Origin of the sequence: Cyanobium sp. Tous-M-B4 (genome assembly GCF_024345395.1) — a bacterium.
In the GTDB taxonomy this organism is placed as follows: domain Bacteria; phylum Cyanobacteriota; class Cyanobacteriia; order PCC-6307; family Cyanobiaceae; genus Cyanobium_A.
On the sequence record NZ_JAGQBA010000002.1, the window covers coordinates 296,123 to 320,757 of the forward strand.

Annotated in this window: 26 protein-coding genes and 1 tRNA gene; 11 read left to right on the forward strand and 16 right to left on the reverse strand. The window is 65.8% G+C overall.

The features are described from left to right. Positions 1 to 63: 63 nt before the first annotated feature. Entirely contained in the window at positions 64 to 909 is an 846-nt protein-coding gene (locus tag KBY73_RS04780; protein WP_254935947.1) for a lipopolysaccharide heptosyltransferase family protein, read from the reverse strand. A 73-nt stretch (positions 910 to 982) separates the two neighbouring features. On the opposite strand from KBY73_RS04780, the gene ispD reads away from it, so the two are divergent. Continuing rightward, positions 983 to 1,663 carry a 2-C-methyl-D-erythritol 4-phosphate cytidylyltransferase gene (gene ispD / locus KBY73_RS04785; protein WP_254935948.1) on the forward strand — a complete coding sequence of 227 codons (681 nt, stop codon included), beginning with the start codon at positions 983 to 985 and terminating at the stop codon, positions 1,661 to 1,663. Here ispD and KBY73_RS04790 read toward each other — a convergent pair. After that, on the reverse strand, positions 1,626 to 2,555 hold the full coding sequence (locus KBY73_RS04790; protein ID WP_254935949.1) for an LD-carboxypeptidase: 930 nt from the start codon (positions 2,553 to 2,555) through the stop codon (positions 1,626 to 1,628). The genes ispD and KBY73_RS04790 overlap by 38 nt on opposite strands. Continuing rightward, positions 2,552 to 3,457: a 4-hydroxybenzoate polyprenyltransferase gene (locus KBY73_RS04795; RefSeq protein ID WP_254935950.1), complete on the reverse strand. Its 906-nt coding sequence runs from the start codon at positions 3,455 to 3,457 to the stop codon at positions 2,552 to 2,554. The genes KBY73_RS04790 and KBY73_RS04795 overlap by 4 nt, the downstream gene beginning before the upstream one ends. 90 nt (positions 3,458 to 3,547) lie before the next feature. Between KBY73_RS04795 and KBY73_RS04800 the strand changes: the two genes are divergently transcribed. Continuing rightward, the gene (locus KBY73_RS04800; RefSeq protein ID WP_254936216.1) at positions 3,548 to 5,158 is read left to right on the forward strand and encodes a Ppx/GppA phosphatase family protein; all 1,611 of its coding nucleotides are present in this window, start codon (positions 3,548 to 3,550) and stop codon (positions 5,156 to 5,158) included. Here the strand turns inward: KBY73_RS04800 and KBY73_RS04805 are convergent. Both KBY73_RS04805 and KBY73_RS04810 read right to left on the reverse strand, forming a co-directional pair. Further along, positions 5,139 to 5,897, reverse strand: coding sequence for a helix-turn-helix domain-containing protein (locus KBY73_RS04805; RefSeq protein WP_254935951.1), 759 nt, complete (start codon positions 5,895 to 5,897; stop codon positions 5,139 to 5,141). The two genes, KBY73_RS04800 and KBY73_RS04805, sit on opposite strands and share 20 nt — an antisense overlap. A 79-nt stretch (positions 5,898 to 5,976) precedes the next feature. Further along, positions 5,977 to 6,048: transfer RNA gene (locus KBY73_RS04810), tRNA-Val, on the reverse strand. 69 nt (positions 6,049 to 6,117) lie between these two features. Between KBY73_RS04810 and KBY73_RS04815 the strand changes: the two genes are divergently transcribed. Further along, a complete protein-coding gene (locus KBY73_RS04815) occupies positions 6,118 to 7,635 on the forward strand; it encodes an FAD-dependent oxidoreductase (RefSeq protein WP_254935952.1) in 1,518 nt (505 codons plus the stop codon). A gap of 8 nt (positions 7,636 to 7,643) precedes the next feature. Here KBY73_RS04815 and cobM read toward each other — a convergent pair whose 3' ends face one another. Genes cobM through petC form a run of 4 tightly spaced genes read right to left on the reverse strand, consistent with a single transcriptional unit; the run spans position 7,644 to position 10,809 of the window. Next, positions 7,644 to 8,411 (reverse strand): precorrin-4 C(11)-methyltransferase, encoded by a 768-nt coding sequence (gene cobM / locus KBY73_RS04820; protein WP_254935953.1) that lies wholly within the window; start codon positions 8,409 to 8,411, stop codon positions 7,644 to 7,646. After that, a complete protein-coding gene (gene lgt, locus KBY73_RS04825) occupies positions 8,408 to 9,268 on the reverse strand; it encodes a prolipoprotein diacylglyceryl transferase (RefSeq protein WP_254936217.1) in 861 nt (286 codons plus the stop codon). Before lgt ends, cobM begins: the two co-directional genes overlap by 4 nt. Continuing rightward, positions 9,265 to 10,200, reverse strand: a complete 936-nt coding sequence (gene petA / locus KBY73_RS04830) for a cytochrome f (protein WP_254935954.1) — start codon at positions 10,198 to 10,200, stop codon at positions 9,265 to 9,267. Before petA ends, lgt begins: the two co-directional genes overlap by 4 nt. A gap of 48 nt (positions 10,201 to 10,248) precedes the next feature. Next, on the reverse strand, positions 10,249 to 10,809 hold the full coding sequence (gene petC / locus KBY73_RS04835; protein ID WP_254936218.1) for a cytochrome b6-f complex iron-sulfur subunit: 561 nt from the start codon (positions 10,807 to 10,809) through the stop codon (positions 10,249 to 10,251). 130 nt (positions 10,810 to 10,939) lie between these two features. Here petC and KBY73_RS04840 point away from each other — a divergent pair, with 130 nt between their 5' ends. After that, positions 10,940 to 11,296, forward strand: coding sequence for a DUF3067 family protein (locus KBY73_RS04840; RefSeq protein WP_261347177.1), 357 nt, complete (start codon positions 10,940 to 10,942; stop codon positions 11,294 to 11,296). On the opposite strand, the gene tatC is transcribed toward KBY73_RS04840, so the two are convergent. Both tatC and KBY73_RS04850 read right to left on the reverse strand, forming a co-directional pair. Next, complete coding sequence (tatC, locus tag KBY73_RS04845) at positions 11,293 to 12,072, reverse strand: twin-arginine translocase subunit TatC (RefSeq protein ID WP_254935956.1); 780 nt, start codon at positions 12,070 to 12,072, stop codon at positions 11,293 to 11,295. The two genes, KBY73_RS04840 and tatC, sit on opposite strands and share 4 nt — an antisense overlap. Continuing rightward, the gene (locus KBY73_RS04850; protein ID WP_254935957.1) at positions 12,069 to 13,775 is read right to left on the reverse strand and encodes an NFACT family protein; all 1,707 of its coding nucleotides are present in this window, start codon (positions 13,773 to 13,775) and stop codon (positions 12,069 to 12,071) included. The genes tatC and KBY73_RS04850 overlap by 4 nt, the downstream gene beginning before the upstream one ends. A gap of 79 nt (positions 13,776 to 13,854) precedes the next feature. Between KBY73_RS04850 and gmk the strand changes: the two genes are divergently transcribed. Next, positions 13,855 to 14,409: a guanylate kinase gene (gene gmk, locus KBY73_RS04855; protein ID WP_254935958.1), complete on the forward strand. Its 555-nt coding sequence runs from the start codon at positions 13,855 to 13,857 to the stop codon at positions 14,407 to 14,409. Positions 14,410 to 14,486: 77 nt separating this feature from the next. On the opposite strand, the gene KBY73_RS04860 is transcribed toward gmk, so the two are convergent. Then, the gene (locus tag KBY73_RS04860; protein ID WP_254935959.1) at positions 14,487 to 14,603 is read right to left on the reverse strand and encodes a Photosystem I reaction center subunit IX; all 117 of its coding nucleotides are present in this window, start codon (positions 14,601 to 14,603) and stop codon (positions 14,487 to 14,489) included. A gap of 66 nt (positions 14,604 to 14,669) precedes the next feature. Then, positions 14,670 to 15,164 carry a Photosystem I reaction center subunit III gene (locus KBY73_RS04865; RefSeq protein WP_254936219.1) on the reverse strand — a complete coding sequence of 165 codons (495 nt, stop codon included), beginning with the start codon at positions 15,162 to 15,164 and terminating at the stop codon, positions 14,670 to 14,672. Positions 15,165 to 15,225: 61 nt separating this feature from the next. On the opposite strand from KBY73_RS04865, the gene tsaD reads away from it, so the two are divergent. Together tsaD and KBY73_RS04875 are read left to right on the forward strand one after the other, a co-directional pair. After that, complete coding sequence (gene tsaD / locus KBY73_RS04870) at positions 15,226 to 16,293, forward strand: tRNA (adenosine(37)-N6)-threonylcarbamoyltransferase complex transferase subunit TsaD (protein WP_254935960.1); 1,068 nt, start codon at positions 15,226 to 15,228, stop codon at positions 16,291 to 16,293. A gap of 40 nt (positions 16,294 to 16,333) precedes the next feature. Further along, a complete protein-coding gene (locus KBY73_RS04875) occupies positions 16,334 to 16,543 on the forward strand; it encodes a chlorophyll a/b-binding protein (protein ID WP_254935961.1) in 210 nt (69 codons plus the stop codon). Between the two features lie 26 nt (positions 16,544 to 16,569). On the opposite strand, the gene KBY73_RS04880 is transcribed toward KBY73_RS04875, so the two are convergent. Then, on the reverse strand, positions 16,570 to 17,787 hold the full coding sequence (locus KBY73_RS04880; protein ID WP_254935962.1) for a type IV pilus twitching motility protein PilT: 1,218 nt from the start codon (positions 17,785 to 17,787) through the stop codon (positions 16,570 to 16,572). Between the two features lie 108 nt (positions 17,788 to 17,895). Between KBY73_RS04880 and wecB the strand changes: the two genes are divergently transcribed. Next, entirely contained in the window at positions 17,896 to 19,005 is a 1,110-nt protein-coding gene (wecB, locus tag KBY73_RS04885) for a non-hydrolyzing UDP-N-acetylglucosamine 2-epimerase (RefSeq protein ID WP_254935963.1), read from the forward strand. Positions 19,006 to 19,022: 17 nt separating this feature from the next. On the opposite strand, the gene KBY73_RS04890 is transcribed toward wecB, so the two are convergent. After that, positions 19,023 to 20,189 carry an efflux RND transporter periplasmic adaptor subunit gene (locus tag KBY73_RS04890; RefSeq protein ID WP_254935964.1) on the reverse strand — a complete coding sequence of 389 codons (1,167 nt, stop codon included), beginning with the start codon at positions 20,187 to 20,189 and terminating at the stop codon, positions 19,023 to 19,025. Between the two features lie 43 nt (positions 20,190 to 20,232). Between KBY73_RS04890 and ychF the strand changes: the two genes are divergently transcribed. Both ychF and KBY73_RS04900 read left to right on the forward strand, forming a co-directional pair. Beyond that, positions 20,233 to 21,324 (forward strand): redox-regulated ATPase YchF, encoded by a 1,092-nt coding sequence (gene ychF / locus KBY73_RS04895; protein ID WP_254935965.1) that lies wholly within the window; start codon positions 20,233 to 20,235, stop codon positions 21,322 to 21,324. A 61-nt stretch (positions 21,325 to 21,385) separates the two neighbouring features. After that, positions 21,386 to 21,595, forward strand: coding sequence for a hypothetical protein (locus KBY73_RS04900; protein WP_254935966.1), 210 nt, complete (start codon positions 21,386 to 21,388; stop codon positions 21,593 to 21,595). 90 nt (positions 21,596 to 21,685) lie between these two features. Here KBY73_RS04900 and KBY73_RS04905 read toward each other — a convergent pair whose 3' ends face one another. Further along, positions 21,686 to 22,948, reverse strand: a complete 1,263-nt coding sequence (locus KBY73_RS04905; protein ID WP_254935967.1) for an MFS transporter — start codon at positions 22,946 to 22,948, stop codon at positions 21,686 to 21,688. Positions 22,949 to 23,029: 81 nt separating this feature from the next. On the opposite strand from KBY73_RS04905, the gene KBY73_RS04910 reads away from it, so the two are divergent. Further along, the gene (locus tag KBY73_RS04910; RefSeq protein WP_254935968.1) at positions 23,030 to 24,628 is read left to right on the forward strand and encodes an alpha/beta hydrolase; all 1,599 of its coding nucleotides are present in this window, start codon (positions 23,030 to 23,032) and stop codon (positions 24,626 to 24,628) included. Positions 24,629 to 24,635 lie beyond the last annotated feature (7 nt).

Here is a 24,635-nt window from a genome sequence, read left to right on the forward strand (position 1 = left end):
CGACATCGCGGCACTGGGGTTTGTGGCGCTGATCGTATGGCCTGACTATCCCCCGAAACCCAATTATCCCAGTCCCAGGGCGGCGAGCACCTCGGCGTCGCCAAGTTGGCTGAGGTTGGCGGCGCTGCCGAGGCCCTGCACCCCAGCACGGCTGGGCAGACTGGCGGGATCCCGGCCCAGGGCCACCAGCGGCAGGCCAAGCAGCAGGGCTAATTCGCTGGCTACGGGGTCGCTGGCTAGCACCACATCGGCACTGGCGATCTGGGCGGCGCGCTTACGCATATCTCCAGCCCCAGTGCCAGCTAGTGCTGGCACGGTCCGCAGGTTGGGCAGCTTGCAGCGGATCTTGGCGGGTAGGTCTTGCCATTGCTGGGCTGGCCAGTCGCCACCAGCACCGGAGGGGGCCAGCAGCAGGGCCGGTCCATCGCCACTAGGTAGGGCCGCGCTGGCGGCCTCCAGGTCGGCAGGGGCGATTGGCAACCGGAAAGAATCAGCCTCGAGCCGCACCCCTATGGGCCGTAGGAAGGCTTCAAAGGCTTGGTTGGCCCAGCCGCCCTCGATGGGGGTGATCCGCTCGGTGGCGGAGAAGCCACCGCTGGCAACCCTGGTGGGGATGTGGCTCATCGACAGCATCAGATCCATCTGGCGGCTGGGGGCCAGGTTGAGGCTCACCTGAAAATCAGGCTCCCGCACCGAACCCATCAAGTTGGCCCAATCGGCCAGGGTTGCCTGCTCGTAGGTGAAGGGCATGGCCCGTTCCACGGCGGGATGCAGGGACCAAAGGGGCACAGCCGCTAACGGACACACCACCTGGACGTCGGCATGGAGTTGGTCGGCAACGGCGGCAACGGCGGCAAAACTCTGCAGCTGCTGGCTGCTGCCGCCCGGAATCAGAAACAGGGCGCGCATCGCAGACGACACAGGTTCGGCGGCCTGATTGTATGGATCAGATTCGGATTGACCCGTCTCGCGGGAGTCGCTTGTGCATTTGCTGATCGCCGCAGCCGGCAGCGGCCGCCGCATGGGGGCCACTGGCAACAAGCTGCTGTTGCCAGTGGCGGGGCGGTCGGTGCTGGCCTGGACCCTCGATGCGGCCCTCGCCTGCCCCGCCATTAGCTGGATCGGCATCGTGGGCCAGCCCGTTGATGCAGCCGCGATCGCGGCGATCGTGGCCGAAGCTCACCCTGACCTGCCGGTGCAGTGGATTGAGGGTGGTGACACCCGTCAGGAGTCGGTGAGCCGGGGGCTGGCGGCCCTGCCGGCAGCTGCTGTTGGGGTCCTGATCCACGACGGGGCTCGCTGTCTTGTTGAGCCGGAGCTGCTGGCCCGCTGTGCCGCTGCGGTGCAGCAAGGCGCAGCTGTGATCGCCGCCACCCCCGTAACAGACACGATCAAGCAGGTGGATGGAGCTGGCACCATCACGGCCACCCCAGATCGCAGCTGGTTGTGGGCAGCCCAAACTCCTCAGGGTTTTCCGGTGCAGCAGCTGCGGGCTGCCCATGCAACCGCCACCGAGCAGGGCTGGAGCGTCACCGACGATGCGGCCCTGTTTGAGCGGCTGGGTTTGGCGGTGCAGGTGTTGGAGGCGCCTGCCTCCAACATCAAGCTCACCACCCCCTTCGATCTCACCGTGGCAGCGGCGGTCCTTGCTTCGCGCTGCTGATCCGCAGCTGGCCGCTGCTGCCATCGAGCTCGGCCCAGGCACCTAGGGGTAGGGCCGCATTGCCGGCCACATGACCCACGGGCAAGTTGCTCACCACCGGGATGCCGAGATCGCTCGTGCGCTCGCGTAGCACCTGCTCGAGGCTGAACCGATCTGCCTCGGCCGTGCTGTCATCGCAGTCAGTGAACTGACCCAGGCCGATACCGGCCAGCTGCTGCAGCCCACCGCCTAGCCGCCAGTGGGTGAGCATGCGCTCGATTCGGTAAGGCGCTTCGCCCACGTCTTCGAGCACCAAGATGGTGCCGCGCAGATCCGGCATATACGGCGTACCCAGCAGGTGGGTGGCCACGGTGAGGTTGGCTGCCAGCAGGGGGCCTGCGGCGCTGCCACCACACCAGCTCTCGCCCTGAAGGTCGCCCAGGGGTTCGCCAAACAACAGGGACCGCAGCCGCTCCTTGCTCCAGGCGGGTTCGGCGGCCAGGGTGGTGAGCAGCGGCCCGTGGATGGCTCCTCCCTGCCCCTGGGCTACTTGGGCCCAGAGCAGGGAGGTGACGTCGGAGAAACCAAGCAGCCAGCGAGCTGGCAGGGCCAGGGGGGCTTCTAGCAACCGGGCCGCACCCCAGCCACCCCGCACACAGGCCAGCAGTTCGGCGCCCCGCCTGGCGGCCGCTTCCAGGTCGCCGCGGCGCTGTTGGTCTTGACCGGCCAGATAGCCCCACTGGCGCCCGTGCAGCGGCGTGCGCTCCACCTCCAGCCCCCAGCTCTCGAGCACGGCAATGCCCGTCTCCAGGCGCGCCAAGGCGTCGTCGCCCAGCAGGGCTGAGCTTGCCGCCACCAGCTGAACCCGATCCCCTGGCCGCAGCGGTGAGGGCTGAGGTGTGACCTGGCTCATGGCAGTTGCCCCAGCACTAGGGCAAGCAGCAGCAGCCCTCCCAGCTGCACCTGGCGGCTGAAGTGGCGGCCGTAGGCGGAGCGGGGCAGATTGGGGTGGCGCAGCAGGGCGGCTTCGCGCTGCATGCCAGCTGCTGCCAGCAGACCCAACGGCCAGCTGATCCAGCCGCAGCCCTGCAGACCGGCGGCTAGCCCCAGGGCCAGGGCGGCCAGGCCGTAGCTGATCGCCACCGCCAGGGGGGCCCGGCTGCCCAGGCTGAGGGCACTGCTGCGCACGCCGATGGCCCGGTCGTCATCCCGGTCGGCCATGGCGTACACCGTGTCGAAGCCGAAGGTCCAAAGCAAGGTGGCCAGCCACACCAGGGCCAGGGGCCAGCCGCCGGCCAGGGAGCCGGTGGTAGCGGCCCAGGGGATCAGCACCGCAAAGCCCCAGCAGAGGGCCAGCACCAGTTGGGGGTAACCAAACCAGCGTTTAGCCGAGGGGTAGAGCAGCACCGGTGGCAGGGCCGCGATTGCTAGCAGCAGGCAGAGGTTGCGACTGGCGGCGGGCAACCCCCACATCAGCACCAGCAGCACTGCCAAGGCGACAACCAGGCTGAGCAGCAGCAGGCCTATCGCCTCGCCAACGCCAACGCGGCCATCGGCTAGGGGACGGCTGCGGGTGCGCTCCACTAAGGGGTCAATGCGGCGGTCCCAGAGATCGTTGGCGATGCAGCCGGCCGCGCTCACCGCCAGTCCTCCCAGCACGATTAATCCCACTAACAGCGCCGCCGGTGGGGCGTTTGGGGTGAGCCAGAGGCTCCAGCCAGCTGGAATCAGCAGGATCAGGCGGCCACTGGGCTTGTGCCAGCGCACCAGCTCCAGCCAGACCCCCAGACGGGTGCCGCGCGTCGAGTTGGCCATGCCCCCTTTTCGTCGTGCCGCACCCTAGGTGTGCCGGTGGGATGGGCTGTGGGTGGCAAAGTAACGCCCCTGCGGCAGTTGCCGAGCTCGATGGTTCAGGCCCCCAACCTTCAGCAGGCCGGTCGCCGCCGGGTGGCTGCGATCGACATCGGCACCAACTCGATTCACCTGCTGGTGGCAGAGGTGGATCCGGAGCTGAGCAGTTTCAGTGTGGTGCTGGCTGAGAAGGCCACCACCCGGCTCGGTGAAAGGGATCCCCATAGCGGTGACCTCAGTGCCGAGGCGATCGAGCGGGCTTTCCGCACCCTGCGCCACGATCGTGATCTGGCCCTTAGTCATGGGGTGGATCAGATCGTCACGGCTGCCACCAGCGCCGTGCGGGAGGCCCCCAACGGCCGGGATTTTTTGGTGGCGCTGCAGGAGCAACTGGGCCTGGAGGTGGATCTGGTTAGCGGGCCCGAGGAGGCGCGACTGATCTATTTGGGTGTGCTTTCGGGCATGGCTTTCGGCGACCAGCCCCACTTGATTATTGATATCGGTGGCGGCTCCACCGAATTGGTGCTGGCCGATGGCCGCGACGGCCGCTCCTTCAGCAGCACCCGCATCGGAGCGGTGCGCCTGCAGCGGGAGTTTTGTCAGCAGGACCCCCTCCCGGTCGAACGTCGCTCCTTCCTGCAGGCATATATCCAGGGGGCCCTCGACCCTGCCGTAGCTGAGGTGAAGGCGGCGCTGCGGCGGGGCGAACAGCCGCTGATGGTTGGCACCAGCGGCACGGCCATGGCCCTAGCGGCCCTGGCTGCTGCTGAAGATCCCAAGCCGCCGCTGAAGCTGCAGGGCTACCGGCTCAGCCGCGAGCGCATCGACCAGCTCACCGCCAGGCTCCTGGCTATGACGCCGGAGCAGCGCCGCGCCTTGCCCGCCATCAATGACCGTCGGGCCGAGATCATCGTGCCAGGCGCCCTGATTTTGCAGACGGCGATGGCGATGCTCGGCGTGCGGGAGCTGGTGGTTTGTGATCGGGCCCTGCGGGAGGGCCTGATCGTGGACTGGATGCTGCGCAACGGCCTGCTGGGAGATCGCTTCGCCTTCCAGAGCACTATTCGCCAGCGCACCGTGCTGCACCTGGCCCAGCGCTTTGGTGTTGATCGAGCCCGGGCCGATCGGGTGGCTTCCCACGCCCTCAGCCTCTACGACCAGTCGCGGGGGCTACTGCACCACGACGAGGGGCCGGGCCGGGAGCTGCTTTGGGCCGCCGCCCAGTTGCATACCTGTGGCAAGAGCATCAATATCTCCGCTTATCACAAGCACAGCTGGTATTTGATCCGCCACGGGGAGCTGCTGGGCTACTCCGAATCCGAGCACCTGATGGTGGCAGCGATTGGCCGCTATCACCGCCGCAGCCTGCCGAAGAAGCGCCATGAGTCGTGGCAGCTGATCGAAGACCGCGACCAGCGCCGCACCGTTACGGCGATGGCCTTGCTGTTGAGGTTGGCGGCGGCCCTAGATCGCCGGCCCGCTGCGGTGATTGCGACCCTGCAGGTGACATCAAGGCAAAATGCGGTTTGCGTTGATCTGGAGCCCCTGGCGGCCGCCCCTGGTGAGCCAGCTCCGGATCTCAGCTTGGAGCGCTGGAGCCTGCGATCCTGCGCCGAAGTGGTGCAGGAATCCTGCGGCCTTGGTCTCAGGGTGCCGGAGCCCTGAAGCTGCGCCAACGCACCTGATCAATGGGGCCCAGGGGTTGGGCAGCGCCGCCACCTATTTGGGTGCGCACTAGGTCGGGACGCCCTGCCAGCACCTCAAGCCCTGGGCCAAGGGGGAAGCGCCGCTCACCTGTGAAGGTGCCACGGAACAGAGTGGTGCCGTTTTTTGTTTTTACTTCGAGCCAGCTGGGCTGGCTGCTCGTCAGTTGCAACTGAACGGGCTCGACGCTGCCTTTGCCGCTTTCTCTATCTCTGCTCCTGTCTGCTGGGGGATTCCCCGTCAGCAGCTGGGGCTGGGCTTGCGGCTGGGTTGGGCGGGCCTGGTGACGCTGCCACTGCTGCCAGCCCGCGGCGCCAGCGGCGCTGAGGGCGACCAGGATTGCTGCTGTGATGACCAGTCGGCTGCTGGTTTGTGCCAGTCTGGTTGGGGCGCGCTGGGTCAGTTCGGCCACCTTGATCGGCTTGGCTTGAAACTGGCCGCTATCGCGCAGGGTTTGCAAGGGGCCATCGATGTTGATGGCCAGGCTGCTGGCGATTCTGCGGGCCTGGGCGATCACAAAGACCGGTTCTGGCAATCGACTGGCGTCGGCTTCTTCCAGGGCCTGAAGTTGTTCGACCCCCATGTTTAAACGGGCTGCCAGCACGGCCAGTGAGAGACCTTGGCCCTCCCGGGCCTGGCGCAGCGTTTGGCCGAGGCAGTGCAGGGCGGATAAGGCCTCGGGGTTGGGAGAATCCGACACCAGAAAAGCAAGCTATGCAGATTTAGACATTCTGCAGGAAAATTCTGCAGGCAAATTTGATGCGGTCCAGCCGTTAAAATGGGCGATACTGGATTCGAACCAGTGACCCCTTCCGTGTGAAGGAAGTGCGCTACCGCTGTGCTAATCGCCCGCACCCTCAGAGCTTAAAACACCACAGGCAGTCGATCGGTCACCATGGGCTAAGAGCCAGTCGCATTGCGTGAGCGCCAACCCCGAAGGAGCCGATCCCAAGCCAGCAACGGCCCCGGTGGACTTGATCCAGTCAGCCGACTTGAGCCAGCCAGTGGATGTTGATCAGCCAGTGGACGTTGGTCAGCCAGTGGACGTGTTGATCGTGGGAGGCGGGGTGTGCGGTACGGCCCTGCTGTTCGAACTGGCCCGCTACACCGATTTGGGCCGCATCCTGCTGGTGGAGCGCTACGACGCCCTGGCCCGGGTGAACTCCAAGGCCACCAACAACAGCCAGACGATTCACTGCGGCGACATTGAGACCAACTACACGCTCGAGAAGGCGGTGCGGGTGAAGCGCACCGCCGAGATGATCGTGAACTACGCCGAGCTGCTTGATCCAGCCAGCCGCGAGCGCTGCGTTTTTCGCACTCCCAAAATGGTGCTGGGGGTGGGCGAGCGCGAGTGCACCTTCCTGCGGGAGCGGTTTGAGCGCTTTTCACCCCACTTCCCGGCGATGGAGCTGCTCGAGAAGCCGCAGATTGCCGAGTGGGAGCCCCAAGTGGGACTGGTGCAGGGGGAGTTGCGCCCGGAGGAGCTGGTGGCGATCGGCATCCGCCGCACTTACACCGCCGTGGACTACGAGGAGCTCTCCGCCTCGTTCGTGGCCCAGGCGGAAGCGGCGGTGGCCCAGGCCAAGAAGGGCGTGGCCGGCAGCGAGCGCCAGCTCAAGGTGCAGCTAGGCACCAGCGTGGTCGCTATTACGCCGGAGGGCGACGGCTACCGGGTGGAACTGGCCCCCACCCCAGGCTGCTCCAGCGCCGCCGGGGAGGCTCCACGCTCGGTGCGGGCCCGGCATGTGGTGGTGAATGCCGGAGCCCACAGCCTGCTGATGGCCCAGCGCATGGGCTACGGCCTGGAGTATTCCTGCCTGCCGGTGGCCGGCAGCTTCTACTTCACGCCGGATTTGCTTCGGGGCAAGGTTTACACCGTGCAGAACGACAAGCTGCCCTTTGCCGCAATCCACGGCGACCCGGACGTGCGCGCCCCTGGTAAAACCCGTTTTGGCCCTACCGCCCTGCTGCTGCCGCTGCTGGAGCGCTACAAGCCCGCTTCGTTCTGGGAGTTTCTGAAGGTGCTGCGGCTCGATTGGGCCGTGTTGGCCGTGTTCTGGCAGCTCTTTCGCATCGCCGATATCCGCAATTACATTTTTAAAAATCTGTTGTTCGAGGTGCCCTGGCTGAGGCGGCGATTGTTTTTGGCAGATGCTCGCAAGATCGTTCCCGACATGCGCCTCGAGGACCTCAGCTTCGCTGAGGGCTACGGCGGGGTGCGCCCCCAGCTGATCGATAAGGCCAACCGCAAGCTGATGCTCGGCGAGGCCAGTATCGCGGCCCGGCCCGGCCTTGTGTTCAACGTCACTCCTTCCCCTGGTGGCACCTGCTGCCTGGGTAATGCCGCCCGGGACCTGGAGGCGATCGTCGAGCGGTTGGGCTGTAGCTTCGATCGGCAGCGCTTGGCCCGGGAGCTTTACGGCGAGGCGGGCTGATGCCTTTGTCAGCTAGCGCCGCCGCGGAAAAGGTGATTGTGGCTAGCTGAGTAGAGGCGAGAACGGGCCTCAGCTGGCGCCGCCAGCGCCGGGCTGACCACGTAGAGGGTTGTGCGGATTAACTGCCGTTCCTGGCTCACCCGGGCCATGTCGGCCAGGGGAACCACCTTGATCCACTCATCAGGCCAGCTCACCCGGTAGCCAATGGCTACGGGAGTTTCGGCGGGGTAGTGGCGCAGCAGCTCGGTTTGCACCTCTTCGACGTGGCGAGCACTGAGGTAGAGGCAAAGGGAAGCTCGCAGGGAGGCCAGCCGCTCCAGTGCCTCCCGCTCCGGCACGCCGGTGCGTCCGCCGGCGCGGCTCAGCACGATCGTCTGAACCAGGCCAGGGATGGTGAGCTCGCTCTGCAGGGCAGATGCGGTGGCCTGGTAAGCACTCAAGCCGGGCACCACTTCCACGCCGATACCGGCATCGGCTAGGCGGCAAATTTGCTCGGCGATGGCGCCATAGAGGCAGGGATCCCCATCGTGGAGCCGCACCACGGTTTTGCCTGCACGGGCCCGATCCAGCACCACCTCCATCACCTGCTCCAGGGTGAGGGTGCTGGTGCGCACCTGCTCACAGCTATCGGGCGCCAGGGCTGCGATCTGGGGATTGATTAGGGAGTCGGTCCACACCAACACCTCCGCCTGTTCCAGCAGGCGGGCGGCGCGCAGGGTCAGCAGGTCGGGTGCGCCGGGCCCGGCACCAACTATCCAGACAGGCTTGTTATTCAAGTGGGTACTCCACTGGGGTCGGGCAGGGGGCGGTGGCGGCGGTAGAGCCACCAGAGGCCAACGCCGCCAAGGGCAATCAAAAGCAGGCTGACCAGCTGGGCCATGCGTAGGCCGCCATCACAGAAGGGCGGCTCAGAAAGCAGGCAGAGGGGGTCGAGGCGCAGCCCTTCAATCCACACCCGGCCGCTGCTGTAGGCCATCAGATACACGCAGCTGAGTGCTCCAGGCAGCAGCTGAATGCGGCCGCTACTGGCGGCCCGAAATAGCACCAGCAGTAGGGCGCAAACTCCCAGATTCCAAAGAGATTCGTAGAGGAAGGTGGGGTGAAAGTAGAGCTGCTCAAAAAATTCAGCTGGACGGCTGGCCGCTGGGATCTGCAGTTTCCAGGGGAGATCCGTAGGCAAGCCGAAGGCCTCAGAATTAAAGAAATTTCCCCAGCGGCCAATCGCCTGGCCGAGGGCCACGGCGGGCATCAGCACGTCGAGCAGCTGCCAGAAGGGCTGCCGGCGCCAGCGGCAGTACAGCATCGTGGCCAGGGCGCCGCCCAGCAGGGCGCCGTGGATGGCGATGCCTCCGCGCCAGATGGCGATCGCATCAAGCCAGTTGCCGGAATACTGGCGCCACTCGAGCGCGACGTAGTAGATGCGGGCCCCGATCACGGCCCCCAACACCATCAGGGGCAGGAGATCGGCAATCAGGGATGGCTCAATGCCTCGAGCCCGGCCGAGCCGGGTGGCCAGGCTGAGGCCTAGCAACACGGCAACGGCGATGAGCAGGCCGTACCAGCGCAAGGCAAAGGGGCCCAGCTGGAAAACCAGGGGCCCCGGGGAGGTGAAGGTGGCAAGCACGCTGCTCAGATCAAGCCTTCAGCAGCCTGAACCTTTTCAACCTGGCGCTTCTTGAGCACCAGCAAGATCTGGGCCAGGGCGATTGCGGCAAAGAAAGCCAACAGACCGTAGATGCGTACAGGGTTTTGCAGCACCACCTCGGCATCAATCTGGCCGAAGCCACCCACATTGGGGTCGTTGGTGATCGGAGAACCGGCAACTACTGCATCACCAACAGCCGCCAAGACTGTGGGGCCAGCCGGCACGGTTTCAGTGGCTGTAGTGCCATCTGCGGCGGTGATCTCCACCAGAGAAGCGCCGTTATCACCGGCAGTGATTGCAGACACCGTCCCAGTTACGGGGGCGTTGAACACGCCGTTGTTGCTCTTCTCGCCGGTGGGATACACCTGGCCGCGGCCACGGTTGCCGCCCACATGCAGCTGGTATTTGCCGAAGTGGATGCTGCTGTCGGTGGCGGGATCAGGAGAAAGAATCGGGAAAACGATCTCTTGGTGCTCATCACCGGAGATCGGGCCCACCAACAGAATGTTGGGTTGGTCGTCGGAATACTGGGTGTAGTAGATGCCGGCTGTTTCCTCCTTCAGCTCATCGCTGAGACGGTCTTGCGGGGCAAGGGTGAAGCCATCGGGAAGCATCACCACGGCGCCGACGTTGAGACCGGCGCGGCTGCCATCGCCGGCCACCTGCTGAACGCTGGCGTCGTAGGGGATTTCAACTACGGCCTTGAACACCGTGTCAGGGAAAATGGCCTGGGGCACTTCCACCCGGGTGGCCTTCTTGGCCAGGTGGCAGTTGGCGCAGACGATTTTGCCGGTGGCCTCCCGGGGGCTGGCGTAGTTCTGCTGGGCCCAGAAGGGATAGGCCCAGCTGGGGCTGGCGCCGGTCAAAAGCACGGCGAAGGCGATTAGGGAGCCGAGCAGCAGGGAAAGGGAACGACGCATCACGAGATCAGGCGACAGACAGGGAGAAGAAAAGCTGGATCGGGGTAATCAGGCCCACCAGGGCTTGTCGCCGGTGCGGAAGTCGGTTTCGCTCCACTGGCTAAGGAAGACGTTGTCGTTGTCTACAGAAACGTGAGCCAGGGCCAAGGAGAGGGGCGCTGGACCGCGCACCACTTTGCCGGTGGCGTCGTACTGGGAGCCATGGCAGGGGCACATGAATTTATTGGCGCCGCTGTTCCAGGGCACTACGCAGCCCAGGTGGGTGCAGATGGCGTTGATGCCGTAGCTGCCGATGGCGTCATTGCCCTCAACGAGCAAGTAGGTGGGATCTCCCTTGAGGCCCTGCACCAGGCTGCGATCGCCCTCCTTGTGAGTGCTGAGCCAGCCGCTGGCAGTGACGCTGTTGCCGAGCTCGTCTTTAGCGGTGGTGCCGCCGCCGCCTCCTGCCGCCTTGGGGGGAATGAAATAACGAGCCACTGGATAAAGGGCACCCAGGGCCACACCGGTCACAGACCCGAAGGTCAGCAGGTTCATGAACTGCCGGCGGCCCATTCCGGGCACATCACCGTTGGAGGCGCTACTTGAAGCGCTCGCTGGCATCTGGGTCATGAAGACGCGCCGGGACAATGTGGCGCCCATTATGAACCTTGCCTGTGCGGCTCCGGGGCGGTGCAGCCGGCTCGCCCCTGGGCCTGCAACATGCTGTTGTGCAATCCGTCGCGTGAGCTTGGGCGTGTCCCTGCCCTCCAGTGCCCTCCCCCCACCCCCTGAGCCAGGTTCGCCCCTGTCTGCGCAAGAGGTTTGGGATTTGCTGCAAACCCGTTGGCAGGTTTCCTACGACCTGCAGCTGGTGCAGCGTCGCGGCCGTCTCTACCTACAGGTGATGTGGGCCTACCTAGAGCAGCAATCCTTTCCGCTCACGGAGGAGGGCTACCGCAGCAAGCTCGAGGAACTGGTGGGTTTGCTGAACGGCCTGGGGGTGGCTGATCAGGTGCGCAGCTGGCTTGGCACCACCTCCGATAAGCCGAGACAGGGAAAGGCCATGGGTCTGGCGTTGGAGATCCCGGCCGGCAGGGCCAGCGAATTTTTACTCTAGGCGGGCCGCAGCCGTTCGGTGCAGGCCACCAGGCCAACGCCGATTAGGTAGAGGGCCGTGATCGCCCCGGAGAGCAGCAGCATCGTTACGGGGTCGGTGGAGGGGGTCAACACGGCTCCCGCCAGGGCACTTGCCAGTACCACCCAGCGCCAGCCTGCCAGCATGGGCTGGGCCTTCACCAAGCCAAGGGCGCCGAGCAACAATTGCAGCACCGGCAGTTGAAATGCCAGCGCGGTGGCCACCATCAGCAGCAGCACGAAGTCGAGGTAGCGCTCGATTGACCAGCTCGGTTCGACAACGTCGGCGCCGTAGCTCACCAGGAAGCGCAGGGCTGCGGGCACCAGCGCCCACCAGGCGAAAGCCAGCCCCGCAGCGAACAGCACCGCCGAGCCAGCTACCGCCGGGGCCACCAGCCGCCGCTCCCGCCGGGTAAGCCCGGGCAGCACGAACCCCAGACCCTCGTAGAACACGTAGGGCAGGGCCAAGGTGAGCCCGGCGTAGCCCGCCACTTTGAACGACACAAACAAAAATTCGCCCGGCGCCAGCTGCAGAAAGCGGATGCCCTCCGCTGGCACTTCCAGCAGCCGCACCAATGGTTTAACGGCGACGAGGCAGGCTGCTGCCGCCACCACTACCGCCAGCAGGCTGCGCAGCACGCGGCGGCGTAGCTCCTCGAGATGCTCCACCAGGCTCATCTCCACCTCGGCTGGAAATTCTCCAGGCCCCGATTCGGGCGCGGCGAGGGGCTTGGCTGAGATTTCGGGTTCGGCGCTCATCGTTTCTGCTCCATCAGCAGGCTAAGAGCCCGCTGAGGTTCTCCCCACAGCACGGAGCCGCCACGATGGCGCACGGTACCGGGAGCTGCACCAGGAATGCGTTGTAACTCCTCGGTGGGCACCATCACCACCGGCACCCGCCGGTTGCCCCGGCCCCTGCTGTAGTGAGCGGCCAGATCGGCTGCGGCCTGCAGATCCGCATCGCTGGCCGGTCGCTCCGAGCTTTTCAGCACCACATGGCTGCCGGGCAGCTCCTGGGCGTGGAACCAGAGATCGCCGCGGCGCGCCTGGCGAAAGGCGATCCATTCGTTTTGGCGGTGGTTGCGGCCAATTTGTATGGGCAAACCTGAAGGTGTGTGCAGCTCCAGGGGCTGGGGCACCCCCTCGATCGCCCCAGACCGCCGGCTCTGGCGACCCCCGGCTGGCTTGCGCTGGCCGCGCTCAGCCAGCAGGGCTTCGAGCTCGGCAGCCAGGCTGCTCACCTGCTCGAGGCTGTCGGCCTGCTCCAGGTAAGTGAGGCTGGCTTCGAGGCTTGCTAACCGCTGCCTGTGCAGCTCCAGCCTGGGGGTGATTGCCGCCACCGAACGCCGCCGTTTGCGGGCGGTTTTGTAGAGCTTCTGGGCCTCTTCAATGCACTGGCGGCTCGGCTGGAGCTGGCTGAGCAGGGCATCGGCGCGGCGCTGCAGAGCTTCCCCTTCAGGCACCGCATCCAGCAGGGCTTGCTGCTCGCTGGCCTGGCGGCTTTCGCGCTCGACTGTGGCCTTCAAGCGGTGCTGCAGCTGCTGGCGCTGCTGCACAAGCACCTGGGCGCCGAGGTGCTCGCTGAAGTAGGCGGCTATGCCTTGATTGATTGCCAGGGCTGGATTTGCGGTAGGGGTATCGCCGCTGGATCCAGCCCAGCAGCGGTAGCCGGCCGGTTCGAGCTGCCAGCTGAATCGCCCCATCTGCACGGCTTCAAGCCACTGGCGCCAGCCCTGCCACAACTGCTGCCATTGCTCTGGACTGATGCTGTCCACGGCCAGTTCGCCCCAGCCGCTGGGGAGTAGCTGGCGCAGTAAGGCCGGACTAATGCCCTGGTAGGCATCACGCAGGGCCTGCTGCAGGGGCAGGGGCACGAGGCGCAGACGGCGCTGCCAGCTCCCAAAGCTCTCCTCCAGCCGCGGCGGCTCGCCCGCCAGGGGCGGGGGCGGCTGGTAAGGGTCGCCGGTGCCGATCGGCCGTAGGCGTGATTGCTGGGGTTTCACCTGGCGGGCTAGGGCCACTACCTGGCGGTCGGCGTCGAGTAGCAGCAGGTTGCTGTGGCGGCCCATCAGCTCCACCACCAGCCAGCGCAGCACGGGCTCACCGGGACGCCTGGCGAAGCCAAGCTCCACCACCCGCTCCCAGCCCTGCTGCTGGATTTCTATGAGGGCCAGACCCTTGAGCCCGTGCTGCAGCTGCTGGGCCAGGGTGCTGCCATCCCCTTGCCGGGGTGGCGGCGGGATTGTGTGCAGCCGAGCCGCTTCTGCCTGCCAGCTGAGCTCGAGCCAGTGGCTACCGCTAAGGCTGCGCAGGCCGATCTGCAGGGCCTGGGAGCTGGCCTGCTGGGCCTTCTCAAAGCGACTTGGCAGCAGTAGCGGCCGCCACTCGGCCAGCACCGCCCGCAGGGTCGTGACGTCTACTGCCTGCAGGCGTGAGGGTGCCTGAAGGCGGGAGGGAGCCATGGCTTGGCAGGGGGACACGGCTTGGCAGGGGGGACACGGAGGCCGGCTTCTACTCTGCAGGCCAGAGCTGTCGCCCGCCATGAGCGCCTTGCCCGGCCGTCTCACCTTGATCACCGGACCTAGTGGAGTCGGCAAGGGCACCTTGGTGCAGCGACTGCTGCTACTTCATCCAGAGATCTGGCTATCAATCTCAGCCACCACCCGCGCCCCCCGCGCCGGTGAGCTGGATGGCCAGCACTACTTCTTTCTGACTCGCGACGCCTTTGAAGGCCAGGTGGCTGAGGGCGGGTTTCTGGAGTGGGCCGAATTTGCCGGCAACCTCTACGGCACCCCCCGCCAACCGGTGCAGGCCCAGCTAGCTGCAGGAAGGCCCGTTCTGCTTGAGATCGAGCTGGAGGGGGCACGCCAGGTGCGCCAAAGCTTTGCCGAGGCTTTCCAGATTTTTGTCGAACCCCCCAGTTTTGAGGAGCTTGAGCGGCGTATCCGCGGCCGCGGCACCGACAGCGAGGAGGCGATTGGCCGGCGGCTGGAGCGGGCCAAGGTGGAGCTGGCTGCGGCGCCAGAATTTGACGCGGTGCTTGTCAACGGCGAACTTGAACAGGCGTTAGCTGAGCTTGAGCAGCTGCTGAGCTAGGCCAGCTGGGCACGGGCAAAAAAAAAGGCCCCGAGGGGGCCGCCGCTGATCAGAAATGGCTGATCTGAGGGGGCTGATCAGAGGGGAAGGAACAGCAAGTCGGGGAAGAAATGGTTGAACTCGATCATTATTAAGGCGGTAACGCCGAACCAAATGGCAGCAAATACCGGAGCGGTGGTGAGGAACTTTTTCATGATGAAAAATTTAGAGATACGTCTTGGACTTGAAGGGCTAAGAACCCCTTAGCGGGGCGAAACTGCTCAGCGAGGAGAAACAGTGACCTTGTCGTCGGATTCGAGCAGCTTGCCGCTGGTGAGCTCGCCGAAGGCTGCCAGGGGCCAGGTGGCTGCTGCCAGGGTGCTCTTAATAGCCAGGGGCAGATCAATCTGGATCTCCTTCATGGTGGCGTCCTTGTCGCCGCGGATGGCGCGCAAGTAGTTGCGACCAGCCCAGCCAATGCAGCCAGCTATGTAAAGGAAGGCGATACCGGGGAGCATGAAATCACCGGCATGGTTCCAGCGTCCATCCACGATCAGGTGGGGTAGGCCATCGGTGCCGCATACGGACTGGCTGTACATCGCGAAACGCGCCTTGGCCTGATCGGTTTTGGCGGTAGCAGCGCGCTGCTGGAAGCGGGCGCTCTCGGAGCAGGGGGTCAGTCCTGCCACGTCAGCCTTGGCCGCAGGGGCGAAGCCGAGCAACAGGAAGGCGGAGAGCAGAACCGCGAAGAGTCGGCGGGAGAAAAGACGGCGCATCGGACGCAAGGCCGCGGGGCAGGATGACACTTCTGGACAGTACGGGAGCTGTTGAAGTCCAATGCCTTTGGTTCTTGCCCTCGAAACAAGTTGTGACGAGTCGGCGGCAGCGATTGTGCGTGATCAGACGGTGCTCGCCAGTGCCGTCGCCTCCCAGGTCGAGGAGCACGCCCGCTGGGGTGGCGTGGTGCCGGAAATCGCCTCGCGGCGTCACGTCGAGGCCCTGCCCCAGCTGATTGGGCAGGTGTGCCGAGATAGCGGCGTGACCATGGCCGAGCTCGATGGCATCGCCGCCACCGCCGCGCCGGGCCTGGTGGGGGCCCTGCTGGTGGCATCGGTCACGGGCCGCACCCTGGCGAGGCTGCATGGCAAGCCCTTTGTGGCTGTTCATCACCTTGAAGGTCATCTCTGCTCGGTGCAGCTGGGCGAGCCCCTGCCGCCCGGTCCCTACCTGGTGCTGCTGGTGAGCGGCGGCCATACCGAGTTGCTGCGGGTCGACGGGCCTGGCCGCTATGTCCGCTTGGGCCGCAGCCACGACGATGCCGCCGGCGAAGCCTTCGACAAGGTCTCCCGCCTGCTCGGGCTCGGATACCCGGGTGGACCGGCGATTGAGGCGGCTGGGCAAAACGGCGACCCCCTTCGCTTTGCCCTGCCCAAGGGCCGGGTGTCGCGGCCGGAGGGTGGCTTTTATCCCTACGACTTCAGTTTCAGCGGCCTCAAGACGGCGATGCTGCGCCAGGTGCGCGCTTTGGAGGCTGAGCACCAGGCGGGCGGCGAGCCGCTACCGCTGGCTGATCTAGCGGCCAGCTTTGAGCAGGTGGTGGCCCAGGTGTTGGTGGAGCGCAGTTGCCGCTGCGCCCGTGAGCAGGGCCTGGGCACGCTGGTGCTGGTGGGTGGCGTGGCCGCCAATCGGCGGCTGCGGCAGCTGTTGGAGCAGCGCTGCGGGCTTGATGGCCTGGCCTGGAGGGTGGCTCCGCTGGCCTACTGCACCGATAACGCCGCCATGATCGGTGTGGCTGCGGCCCAGCGCCTGGCCGGCGGCCAGAGCAGCTGTTTCGACTTGGGCGTGGCTGCCCGGCTGCCCCTGGAGCAAGCCGGCTTGCTTTACGAATCACAACCGTGCTTTTAATCGTCGTAAACTGAAATTCCTCCGGTATTGGTGCGGCCCGATGACCACCCTCAACCGCGAGCGCGAACTGCAAGACGCCGTCGATATTGATCAGGTGCCAGACGGGTTTGAGCCGGTGAGTGCCACCGAGCTCAATGCCTGGCGCCGCGGTTTCACCCCCCAAGCCGAGATCTGGAACGGCCGGCTGGCAATGGTGGGCCTGTCTGTGGGCTTATCGGTGCTGCTAGTGGCCCGCCTAGCGAGCCACTAGAAACCCTTGCCTCATCCCTGGGTTGACTAGCTCCGACCGCGAAGAGCTTGGGCCAGTTCGTTGGGCTTGAGGCTTTGGGCTAATGCGTCCTCTGGCGCAACCCGGTTGGCTTCCACCAATTGCTGCAAGGCCTGATTAGCGGTTTGCATGCCATCGAAAGCGCTGCGCTTCATGATCTCCTCGATCTCGTCGAGTTCGCCGCGCTGGATGTAATCCTTGCAGGCGTCGGTGTTGATCAAAATGTCGTGATAAGCGGCACGTTTGCCGTCGGTTGTTTTAAGCAGTCCCTGGGCTATCACGCCGAGCAGTGATTCTGAAACCGCACGCCGTACACTGTCCTGCTCGCTGGGGGGGTACATGCCCAGCACCCGTTCTACGGTTTTGACGGCGGAGTTTGTGTGCAAGGTGCCAAACACCAAGTGGCCTGTCTGGGAGGCCTCGATGGCTGTGGCCAGGGTCTCTTGATCGCGTATTTCTCCAATCAGGATTACATCGGGATCTTCCCGAAGCGCTGCCCGCAGGGCGTTGTGGAACACCTTGGTGTGCTGACCCACCTCCCGGTGCCTAATCAACGACTGGCGGCTTTCGTGTACGAATTCGACCGGATCTTCGATGGTGAGAATATGGCGGCACATGTTGCGGTTGATCCAGTCGATCATCGCGGCCAGGGTGGTGCTCTTGCCGGAGCCGGTGGGGCCCGTAACCAGGATCATTCCCTTGGGCCGGGCCGCCAGCTCCTTGAGCACTGACGGCAGGTTGAGATCTTCCATGGTGGCGATCTTTTGGGGGATCAGCCGCAGCACCATCGCCGGCCCCCGCAACGAATCCAACAGGTTGATGCGCACTCGCACAAAGGAAAAGGCGTGGGAGCCGTCGAATTCCTTGTCGCGTTGGAAGCCGTCGATTTCGGCGGGGCTGAGCATCTCTCTCATCCAGCCGCTGAAGGTGGCCGCATCAGTCACGGGCCATCCGGTGCCAGCCATCTCCCCCCGGGCCCGGAAGCGGGGTTCCTCTCCGACTCCCAGATGTACATCCGAGTAGCCCCTCTCGTTGGCGATGCGCACGATGCCTTCGAGGCTGTCGGGCTGGCTGCCATTATCTACCCGGGTGGGGGCAGTTCCACTGTCTGCGGTGGGGGCCGGGGGCGCCGCTGCTGGAGCTGGGGGTGCGGCGGCTGGCGGTGCTGCGGCAGGGGGGAAAGGTGACGGGGGAAAGGGAGACGGAGGAAAGGGTGAAGTCGTCATCTGCTGCGGTCACCGGTATCTGCCCAGCTTCGCTGCTGCAGCGGCTCCTGTCAGCCCCGGACCCTTTGCTGATGACCTTCGTAGGATCAATTGGTCTGCAGCGCTTCGGTGTCCAAGCCCCTTGTCACGATCGTGCTGGGCACCCGTCCGGAGGCCATCAAGCTGGCGCCGGTGATCCGGGCCTTTCAGCAGGCCGACGATTTCCGCACTCGGGTTGTGCTCACCGGCCAACACCGCGAAATGGTGAGCCAGGTAATGGGTCTGTTTGGCCTGACGGCCGACCACGATCTGGCCCTGATGGCTCCCAAGCAGACCCTCACCCACATCACCTGCGGCGCGCTGCAGGGGCTGAAGGAGGAATTTGGCGAGCATCGGCCCGATCTGGTGCTGGTGCAGGGCGACACCACCACCGCCTTCGCTTCGGCCCTGGCGGCCTTCTACGAGCAGATCCCGGTGGGCCACGTAGAGGCCGGGCTGCGCACCGACAACCTGCTCGATCCCTTCCCGGAGGAGGCCAACCGGCGCCTGATCTCCCAGCTGGCCCAGCTGCACTTCGCCCCCACGGCCCTCTCGGCTGCTAATTGCCGGGCATCAGGGGTGGTGGGCACGGTGCTTACCACCGGCAACACGGTGATCGACGCCCTGCTGTTGATGGCCGAGCAGGCGCCTCCCTACACCCTGCCCGGCCTCGATTTTGAGACGCAGCGGGTGATTCTGGCCACGGTGCACCGGCGTGAAAATTGGGGTGAGCGCCTACAGGACATAGGCCGCGGCTTCCGTGAGCTGCTCGAGCTCTATCCCGATACGTCCCTGCTGCTGCCCTTGCATCGCAATCCCACCGTGCGAGAGCCCCTGCAAGCCCTGCTCGGAGACCACCCCCGCGCCTTCCTGGTTGAACCCCTCGATTACGACCAGCTGGTGGCGGCGATGCGCGGCGCCACCTTGGTGCTGAGCGATTCGGGCGGTCTGCAGGAGGAGGCGCCATCGCTGGGTAAGCCGGTGCTGGTGCTGCGCCGCACCACGGAGCGCCCTGAGGCTGTGGAGGCAGGCACGGCAAAGCTGATCGGCACCGATAGCGCCGACATCGTGGCCGAGGCCAGCCGTCTGCTGGATGATCCGGCGGCTTATGAGGCCATGGCCCGGGCCCACAATCCCTTTGGCGACGGCCAGGCTTCAGGGCGGATCGTGGAGGCTGCGCGCACTTTCCTGGCTGGCTAAGCCTTGGGACCTGAGGTTCAGGGGCGCTTCTTGGCCCAGGGGGGCAGGTCGATGAACACCCGGGTGCCGCTTTTGAGCCCGGAGAGGATTTGGGTGTCCTTGCCGCTGCTGATGCCGAGCTCCACCGGCTGGAAGGTGGGCTGGTTTTTCGTGCCCACCAGCAGCACGCCCGGCCGCCCAGCCTCGGTGACGATCGCCACGGTGGGCACCAGGGTGTCGGCCCGCACCTGACCTGTCTGGAAGCCGACGTCGGCAGTCATGCCGATGCGCAGCTGGGGGGGCTCGCCAACCAAGCGCAGCACCACATCGAAGGAGGTGACGTTGTTGATCTTCACGGCCCGGGGGGTGACGCGCTTGACCCGTGCTTCAAAGCTTTTATCGGGAAAGGCATCCACCCGCACCGTGGCGCTCTGGCCTAGCTGCACACGGCCAATGTCGCTTTCCGGCACCTTGGCCACCACCTCCAGCCCCTGGGCTAGCTCCACAATCGAGGAGCTGGTTGCACCGGCGGTGGCCGAGGCGGTGGTGGTGGGTGTCACAAAGGCGCCAGGATCGGCGAAGCGCTGGGTCACCACCCCATCGAACGGCGCCCGCACCACCAGATCGGCTTGCTCCACCTGGCGGGCGGTCAACCGCTGGCGGGCGGCCTGTTCAGCCGCCTGGTCCACCAGGAAGGTGCTGCGCACGCTGTTGAAGTCGCTAAGGCTGATGGCGTTCTGGCGGTAGAGGCGCTCGTTGCGCTCCAGCTCGCTGCGGCTGCGGGCCAGCTGGGCCTGGGCTGAGCGCAATTGGGCCCGCAGCTCGGCGAGCCGCTCGTCGAGGTCGCCTCGATCCATGCGAGCTAGGGCCTGGCCGCGGTCTACCGGGTCGCCCTCCTCCACGTAGAGCGCCTCGATCACCCCCTGCCGTTTGGGGCTGACGTTTACGCGCTTTTCGGCCTCGAGTTCGCCGCTGGCACTCACCACCCCTGGCAGGTCGCCCGCAGCTGCAACAACGGTGTACAGCTCGAGATTGGCCCGGCTGGTGCCGCGCTGTCGCTGCACTAGGCCGATGCCAGCTACGAGCACAAGCCCTGCGGCGGCCGCGGCCCAAAGGCGCCGACGCTGCCAGGGCCGGCGCGGCGAGCTGGAAATCGCCGGCACTGAAGTGGGGGTGGAAATTGGGCTGGGGGCAGATAATTCCATTTTCGCTGCTGGCGCCTCGACCTGCGGCCCGTAGATTTCGTTGATGCTTAAAGCCGGAATCGTCGGTTTGCCCAACGTCGGCAAATCGACCCTGTTCAATGCCCTGGTCGCCAACGCCCAGGCCGAAGCCGCCAACTACCCCTTCTGCACGATTGAGCCGAATTCCGGTGTGGTCTCCGTGCCAGACCCCCGGCTTGACCAGCTAGCTGCGCTCAGCTCCAGCAAGGAGATCATTGCCACCCGGGTTGAGTTTGTCGATATCGCCGGGCTGGTGAAGGGGGCCAGCCAGGGAGAGGGTCTTGGCAACAAGTTTCTGGCCAACATCCGCGAGGTGGACGCAATCGTGCACGTGGTGCGCTGCTTCGAAAATGACGACGTGATCCATGTGAGTGGCTCGGTGGGGCCGGCCCGCGACGCGGAGGTGATCAACCTCGAGCTGGGCCTGGCCGATCTCTCCCAGGTGGAGAAGCGCCGCGAGCGGCTCAAGAAGCAGGTGCGCACCAGCAAGGAGGCCCAGCTTGAAGATGCCGTCCTCGAGCGCATCCAGGTAGAGCTGGAGGCCGGCGGTGCCGCCCGCAATGTGGCCCTCAGCGAGGAGGAGGCCCCGTTGCTCAAGCCCCTGGGGCTGCTCACCGCCAAGCCGATCATCTATGCCACCAATGTCAGCGAAGACGATCTGGCCAGCGGCAACGCCTACTGCGAGGAGGTGGCAGCGCTGGCCCTGAAGGAAGGGGCGGGCACGGTGCGCATCTCGGCCCAGGTGGAGGCTGAATTGATTGAGCTTCCCGAGGAGGATCGCACCGAATTCCTGGCGGGTCTCGGCGTAGGGGAGGGCGGCCTGCAGAGCCTGATCCGCGCCACCTACGACCTGCTGGGGCTGCGCACCTATTTCACTACCGGCGAGAAGGAAACCCGCGCCTGGACCATCCAGGCCGGCATGACCGCCCCCCAGGCCGCTGGCGTGATTCACACCGACTTCGAGCGCGGCTTCATCCGCGCCCAGACGATCGGCTACAAACAGCTGCTCGAGGCGGGTTCGCTGGTGGAAGCTCGCACCAAGGGCTGGCTGCGGGCTGAAGGCAAGGAGTACGTGGTGGCTGAGGGCGACGTGATGGAGTTTCTGTTCAACGTGTGAGCTCGGGGGCCGTTCACCAAGCCTGAACCTGCTTCAAAATGGATTTGCTGAGAGACACGCCATGACTACCCCCCAACCAACCAACCCTCAGCCCGAAGAAGCCGTGGACGTTGGCCATCCCCACGATTTTGAGGTGCAGAAGGAGCTGCACCAAAAGATCCGCAACGATCCCGACTACGACGACTGGGAATACGGCACCGAGCCCCTGCCCCACGAGGCCTGGGTGGCTAAGCAGGCATCCGCGCGCGAGCAACCGCCGGCCTCGGCTTGAAGCATGGCCCCCCTCTGAATCCGTACAACTCCTGCAACTTGCACAGCCTGTACACATTTCCTACAGGGGTTTCAGATTTTGGACCGGGTTTCAGCTCAACTGGTCCGATCCGAAATCTGCAGCTGGCTTCGGCCTGAGCCGCTTCACCAGGTTGAGGCCTGCCAGGCATAGCAGGGTCATGCCGATCCAGAAGCCACCGGCGTGGCTCTGGGCATCGAGGGCTACACCCGCCAGCAATGGAGCACCTAGGGCGCTCAGGGCAAAACATTGGGAAAAAAGAGCCATGGCCAAGCCCTGGTGCTCCTTCGGGCTGAGCTCGATCACCGCTGCGGTGGCAATCGGCAGGAAAGCAGCTGCCCCCAGAGCCAGGGGCAGCTGGGCCAGTAGCACCAGCCAAAGCCCTTGGCTGCTCAGGGCCGAAAAGGCCAGCAGCACCGTGCCCATCGCAAAGCAGGCCAGGCTCAGCCCTAGCCCGTGCGCTATGGGGCGCTTGGCCAGGGCCTGACCCACCGGCCACTGGATCAGCACCAGCACGCCCAGCTGCAGACCAACCAGCAGCGCCCCCAGGCTTTCAGGCATGGCCGCCCGCTCCAGGCCGCCGCGCACCAGATCCAGGGGCAGGGCGCTCTGCATCAGCGCCGGCAGCGAGGTGGCCAGCAGGCTGATCGCTAGTAGCGGCAGCAGTGGCGGCAACCATTGGCGCCAGGGGGTGTGATCGGCTGGATCGAGGCTGGCAGGTCTAGCCCGCTGCAGGGGCTGCCTTAGCAGCAGCGCTACCACCGCCAGCAGGCAGATGATGTCGATTAGGTAGATGCCCCGCAGCCGGCCGGCTGCAGCTAGCAGCGCCCCGAGCAAGGCTCCAGCCGCAATCCCAGCCGCATCGGCGCTGCGCACCAAGGCATAGCCCCGGGCGGTGGGAATCGGGGCAGGCCCCATGCGGCAGCCCAGGGGCACCGCCAGCTCAACCGCCGGCCAGTAGAGCCCGGCAGCGATGCCGATCAACAATTGCCCCTGCACATAGCCCGGGAAGCTGGCCGTGCCGAACAGCCGCAGGTCCCCCAGCAGGGCTGCCAGGGCGGCCAGTAGCACCGGTATCGAGCAGGCCAGCCCCCGATCCAGCAGCATGCCGCTCAAAAAACGACCAGCCGTGCCAGCCAGCGCTGCCAGCGCCAAACCCTGGGTCACCGCCTGGGCGCTGAAGGCCGCCTGGTGGAACACGATCGGAGTTAGGTACAGCACCCCACCGGCTCCAAACGAAGCCACCAGTCGCACTAAGGCCACCTGGCGCAGCGCCGCCGGAAACTGGGCCAGCCAGCCGGACTGCGGCGGACTGGCGGAACGGAAGGGGCGCAAACGGGCCGTTAGGTAGCTGAAGGGAGTCTGGCGCCGCCTAGCGGCCCTGGCACGAGAGAATAAATACCCCCGCCCTTTGCCTTGGCTCGCCGCTCGTTGCGCCTCTGGTGTTGCTTTACCGGAGCTCTGGCCATGGGCTGTATGCCGGCTCGGGCTGCCGAGGAGTTGGTGCTGCAACTCGATGGCCTGGCGCTGCCCATCGACCTGGTGGCCCTGGAGTCCTGGACTCGCCAGCCCCAGCAGGCATCTAACGACCTGAAGGCGTGGCTCAATCTGCTGGAGCCCCAGAGTCGCCGCGACCTGGTCCGCTTGCTGCAGGCGCCACTGCTGCGGGATCGCAGTTTTGGGCTGCAGCTGCTCAACAGCTGGACCGGCGAGCAGATGCTTAAAGAAGCCGGCAGCCTGCTGACTACCGGCCCTTCTGACCGCAGCACGGCACCGCTGCTGCTCAGCAGCCTGCGTCGGTTGCTGGAGGCACAGAGCAGCGTCTCCGCCCTGGAGCTGCTGCGGGCCCTGCCTGTGGCCAGCGTCACCCTGCGCCTCGATGGCGCGTTGCAGCTTGCCGGCCAGTGGCGCCGCCAGCTGCAGCGTCAAAACACTGCCCTGGAGCGGTTGCGCCAGCTGCCCCTGCCCCGGCGTAGCTCCAGTCCTTTGGGGTTTACCAGCGCCGTGCGGCGCCAGCCCCAGCGCCTGCAGCTGCAAGTTCCCCATCGGGTGGCGCCCCTGCCGCTGGAGCTATGGCCTGCCCAGCAGGCCCGCCGTGGCCCTTGGCTGCTGCTGATGCCGGGCCTGGGCGGCAGCGCCGACCAGCTCAGCTGGTTGGCGGCGGCTCTGGCTGATCGGGGTTGGCCCGTGTTGGTGGTGGTCCATCCCGGCAGCGACCAGCAGGCACTGCAGGCGTCGCTGCTTGGCGATGCCCCACCGCCCGGGGCCGAAACCTTGCCCCAGCGCCTGGCAGATCTGCAGGCCGTGCTCGAGGCCCAGCGGGAGGGCCAGCTGCCCTCTTTAGGCCCGGCGCCGGCGGGGGAGCAGGGCGTGGTGCTGGGGGGGCACTCACTTGGTGGCCTGGCTGCGCTGATGGGGGCTGGCCTGGTGCCGGAGCGGGGACTGGGTCGCCGTTGTGAGCTGGCCCTGGCGTCCTTGCCGCTTACCAACCTGTCGCGGCTGCTCCAGTGCCAGCTGCCTCGGATCACCGGTGATGGCGACGCCAGCGCCGGCCCCTTGCGGCCCCAGGCCACCCCCTTGCTGGGAGTGGTTGCCTTCAATGGTTTCGGCAGCCTGCTTTGGCCCCACCGCGGCCTGCAAGATCTCAACGTGCCGGTGTTGCTGGTTGGCGGCAGTCTCGATCTGGTGACCCCTCCGGTGCAGGAGCAGCTGGCCGTGTTTGCTGGTGCCACCCATTCCCGCAGCCGGCTGGTGCTGGTTGAAGGTGCCAGCCATTTCTCACCGGTGCGTATCGACAACCGGGGCGAAGCGTTGTTTCGACTCGGTGAGGAGCTGGTGGGCATCGAGCCCCTGAAGGTGCAGGCGCTGCTGCTCAACGTCACCAGCGAGTTTCTGCAGGGCTTTGAGCACCCATTGCTGCTTACCCCCCAACGCCGCGACCAGGACGGCGTCCGGGCCTACGTGCTCGATCGCAACCAGGCTCGCCGCTGGCAGGGGTTGCTGCCGCCGGAGTGAGTTAAGG

Coding starts and splice junctions, on each gene's coding strand:
- KBY73_RS04780 (WP_254935947.1), bottom strand. CDS start 909: ATGCGCGCCCTGTTTCTGATTCCGGGCGGCAGCAGCCAGCAGCTGCAG.
- KBY73_RS04790 (WP_254935949.1), bottom strand. CDS start 2,555: ATGAGCCAGGTCACACCTCAGCCCTCACCGCTGCGGCCAGGGGATCGG.
- KBY73_RS04795 (WP_254935950.1), bottom strand. CDS start 3,457: ATGGCCAACTCGACGCGCGGCACCCGTCTGGGGGTCTGGCTGGAGCTG.
- KBY73_RS04800 (WP_254936216.1), top strand. CDS start 3,548: ATGGTTCAGGCCCCCAACCTTCAGCAGGCCGGTCGCCGCCGGGTGGCT.
- petA (WP_254935954.1), bottom strand. CDS start 10,200: ATGCGTCGTTCCCTTTCCCTGCTGCTCGGCTCCCTAATCGCCTTCGCC.
- petC (WP_254936218.1), bottom strand. CDS start 10,809: ATGACCCAGATGCCAGCGAGCGCTTCAAGTAGCGCCTCCAACGGTGAT.
- tatC (WP_254935956.1), bottom strand. CDS start 12,072: ATGAGCGCCGAACCCGAAATCTCAGCCAAGCCCCTCGCCGCGCCCGAA.
- KBY73_RS04850 (WP_254935957.1), bottom strand. CDS start 13,775: ATGGCTCCCTCCCGCCTTCAGGCACCCTCACGCCTGCAGGCAGTAGAC.
- gmk (WP_254935958.1), top strand. CDS start 13,855: ATGAGCGCCTTGCCCGGCCGTCTCACCTTGATCACCGGACCTAGTGGA.
- KBY73_RS04860 (WP_254935959.1), bottom strand. CDS start 14,603: ATGAAAAAGTTCCTCACCACCGCTCCGGTATTTGCTGCCATTTGGTTC.
- KBY73_RS04865 (WP_254936219.1), bottom strand. CDS start 15,164: ATGCGCCGTCTTTTCTCCCGCCGACTCTTCGCGGTTCTGCTCTCCGCC.
- tsaD (WP_254935960.1), top strand. CDS start 15,226: ATGCCTTTGGTTCTTGCCCTCGAAACAAGTTGTGACGAGTCGGCGGCA.
- KBY73_RS04875 (WP_254935961.1), top strand. CDS start 16,334: ATGACCACCCTCAACCGCGAGCGCGAACTGCAAGACGCCGTCGATATT.
- KBY73_RS04880 (WP_254935962.1), bottom strand. CDS start 17,787: ATGACGACTTCACCCTTTCCTCCGTCTCCCTTTCCCCCGTCACCTTTC.
- KBY73_RS04890 (WP_254935964.1), bottom strand. CDS start 20,189: ATGGAATTATCTGCCCCCAGCCCAATTTCCACCCCCACTTCAGTGCCG.
- ychF (WP_254935965.1), top strand. CDS start 20,233: ATGCTTAAAGCCGGAATCGTCGGTTTGCCCAACGTCGGCAAATCGACC.
- KBY73_RS04900 (WP_254935966.1), top strand. CDS start 21,386: ATGACTACCCCCCAACCAACCAACCCTCAGCCCGAAGAAGCCGTGGAC.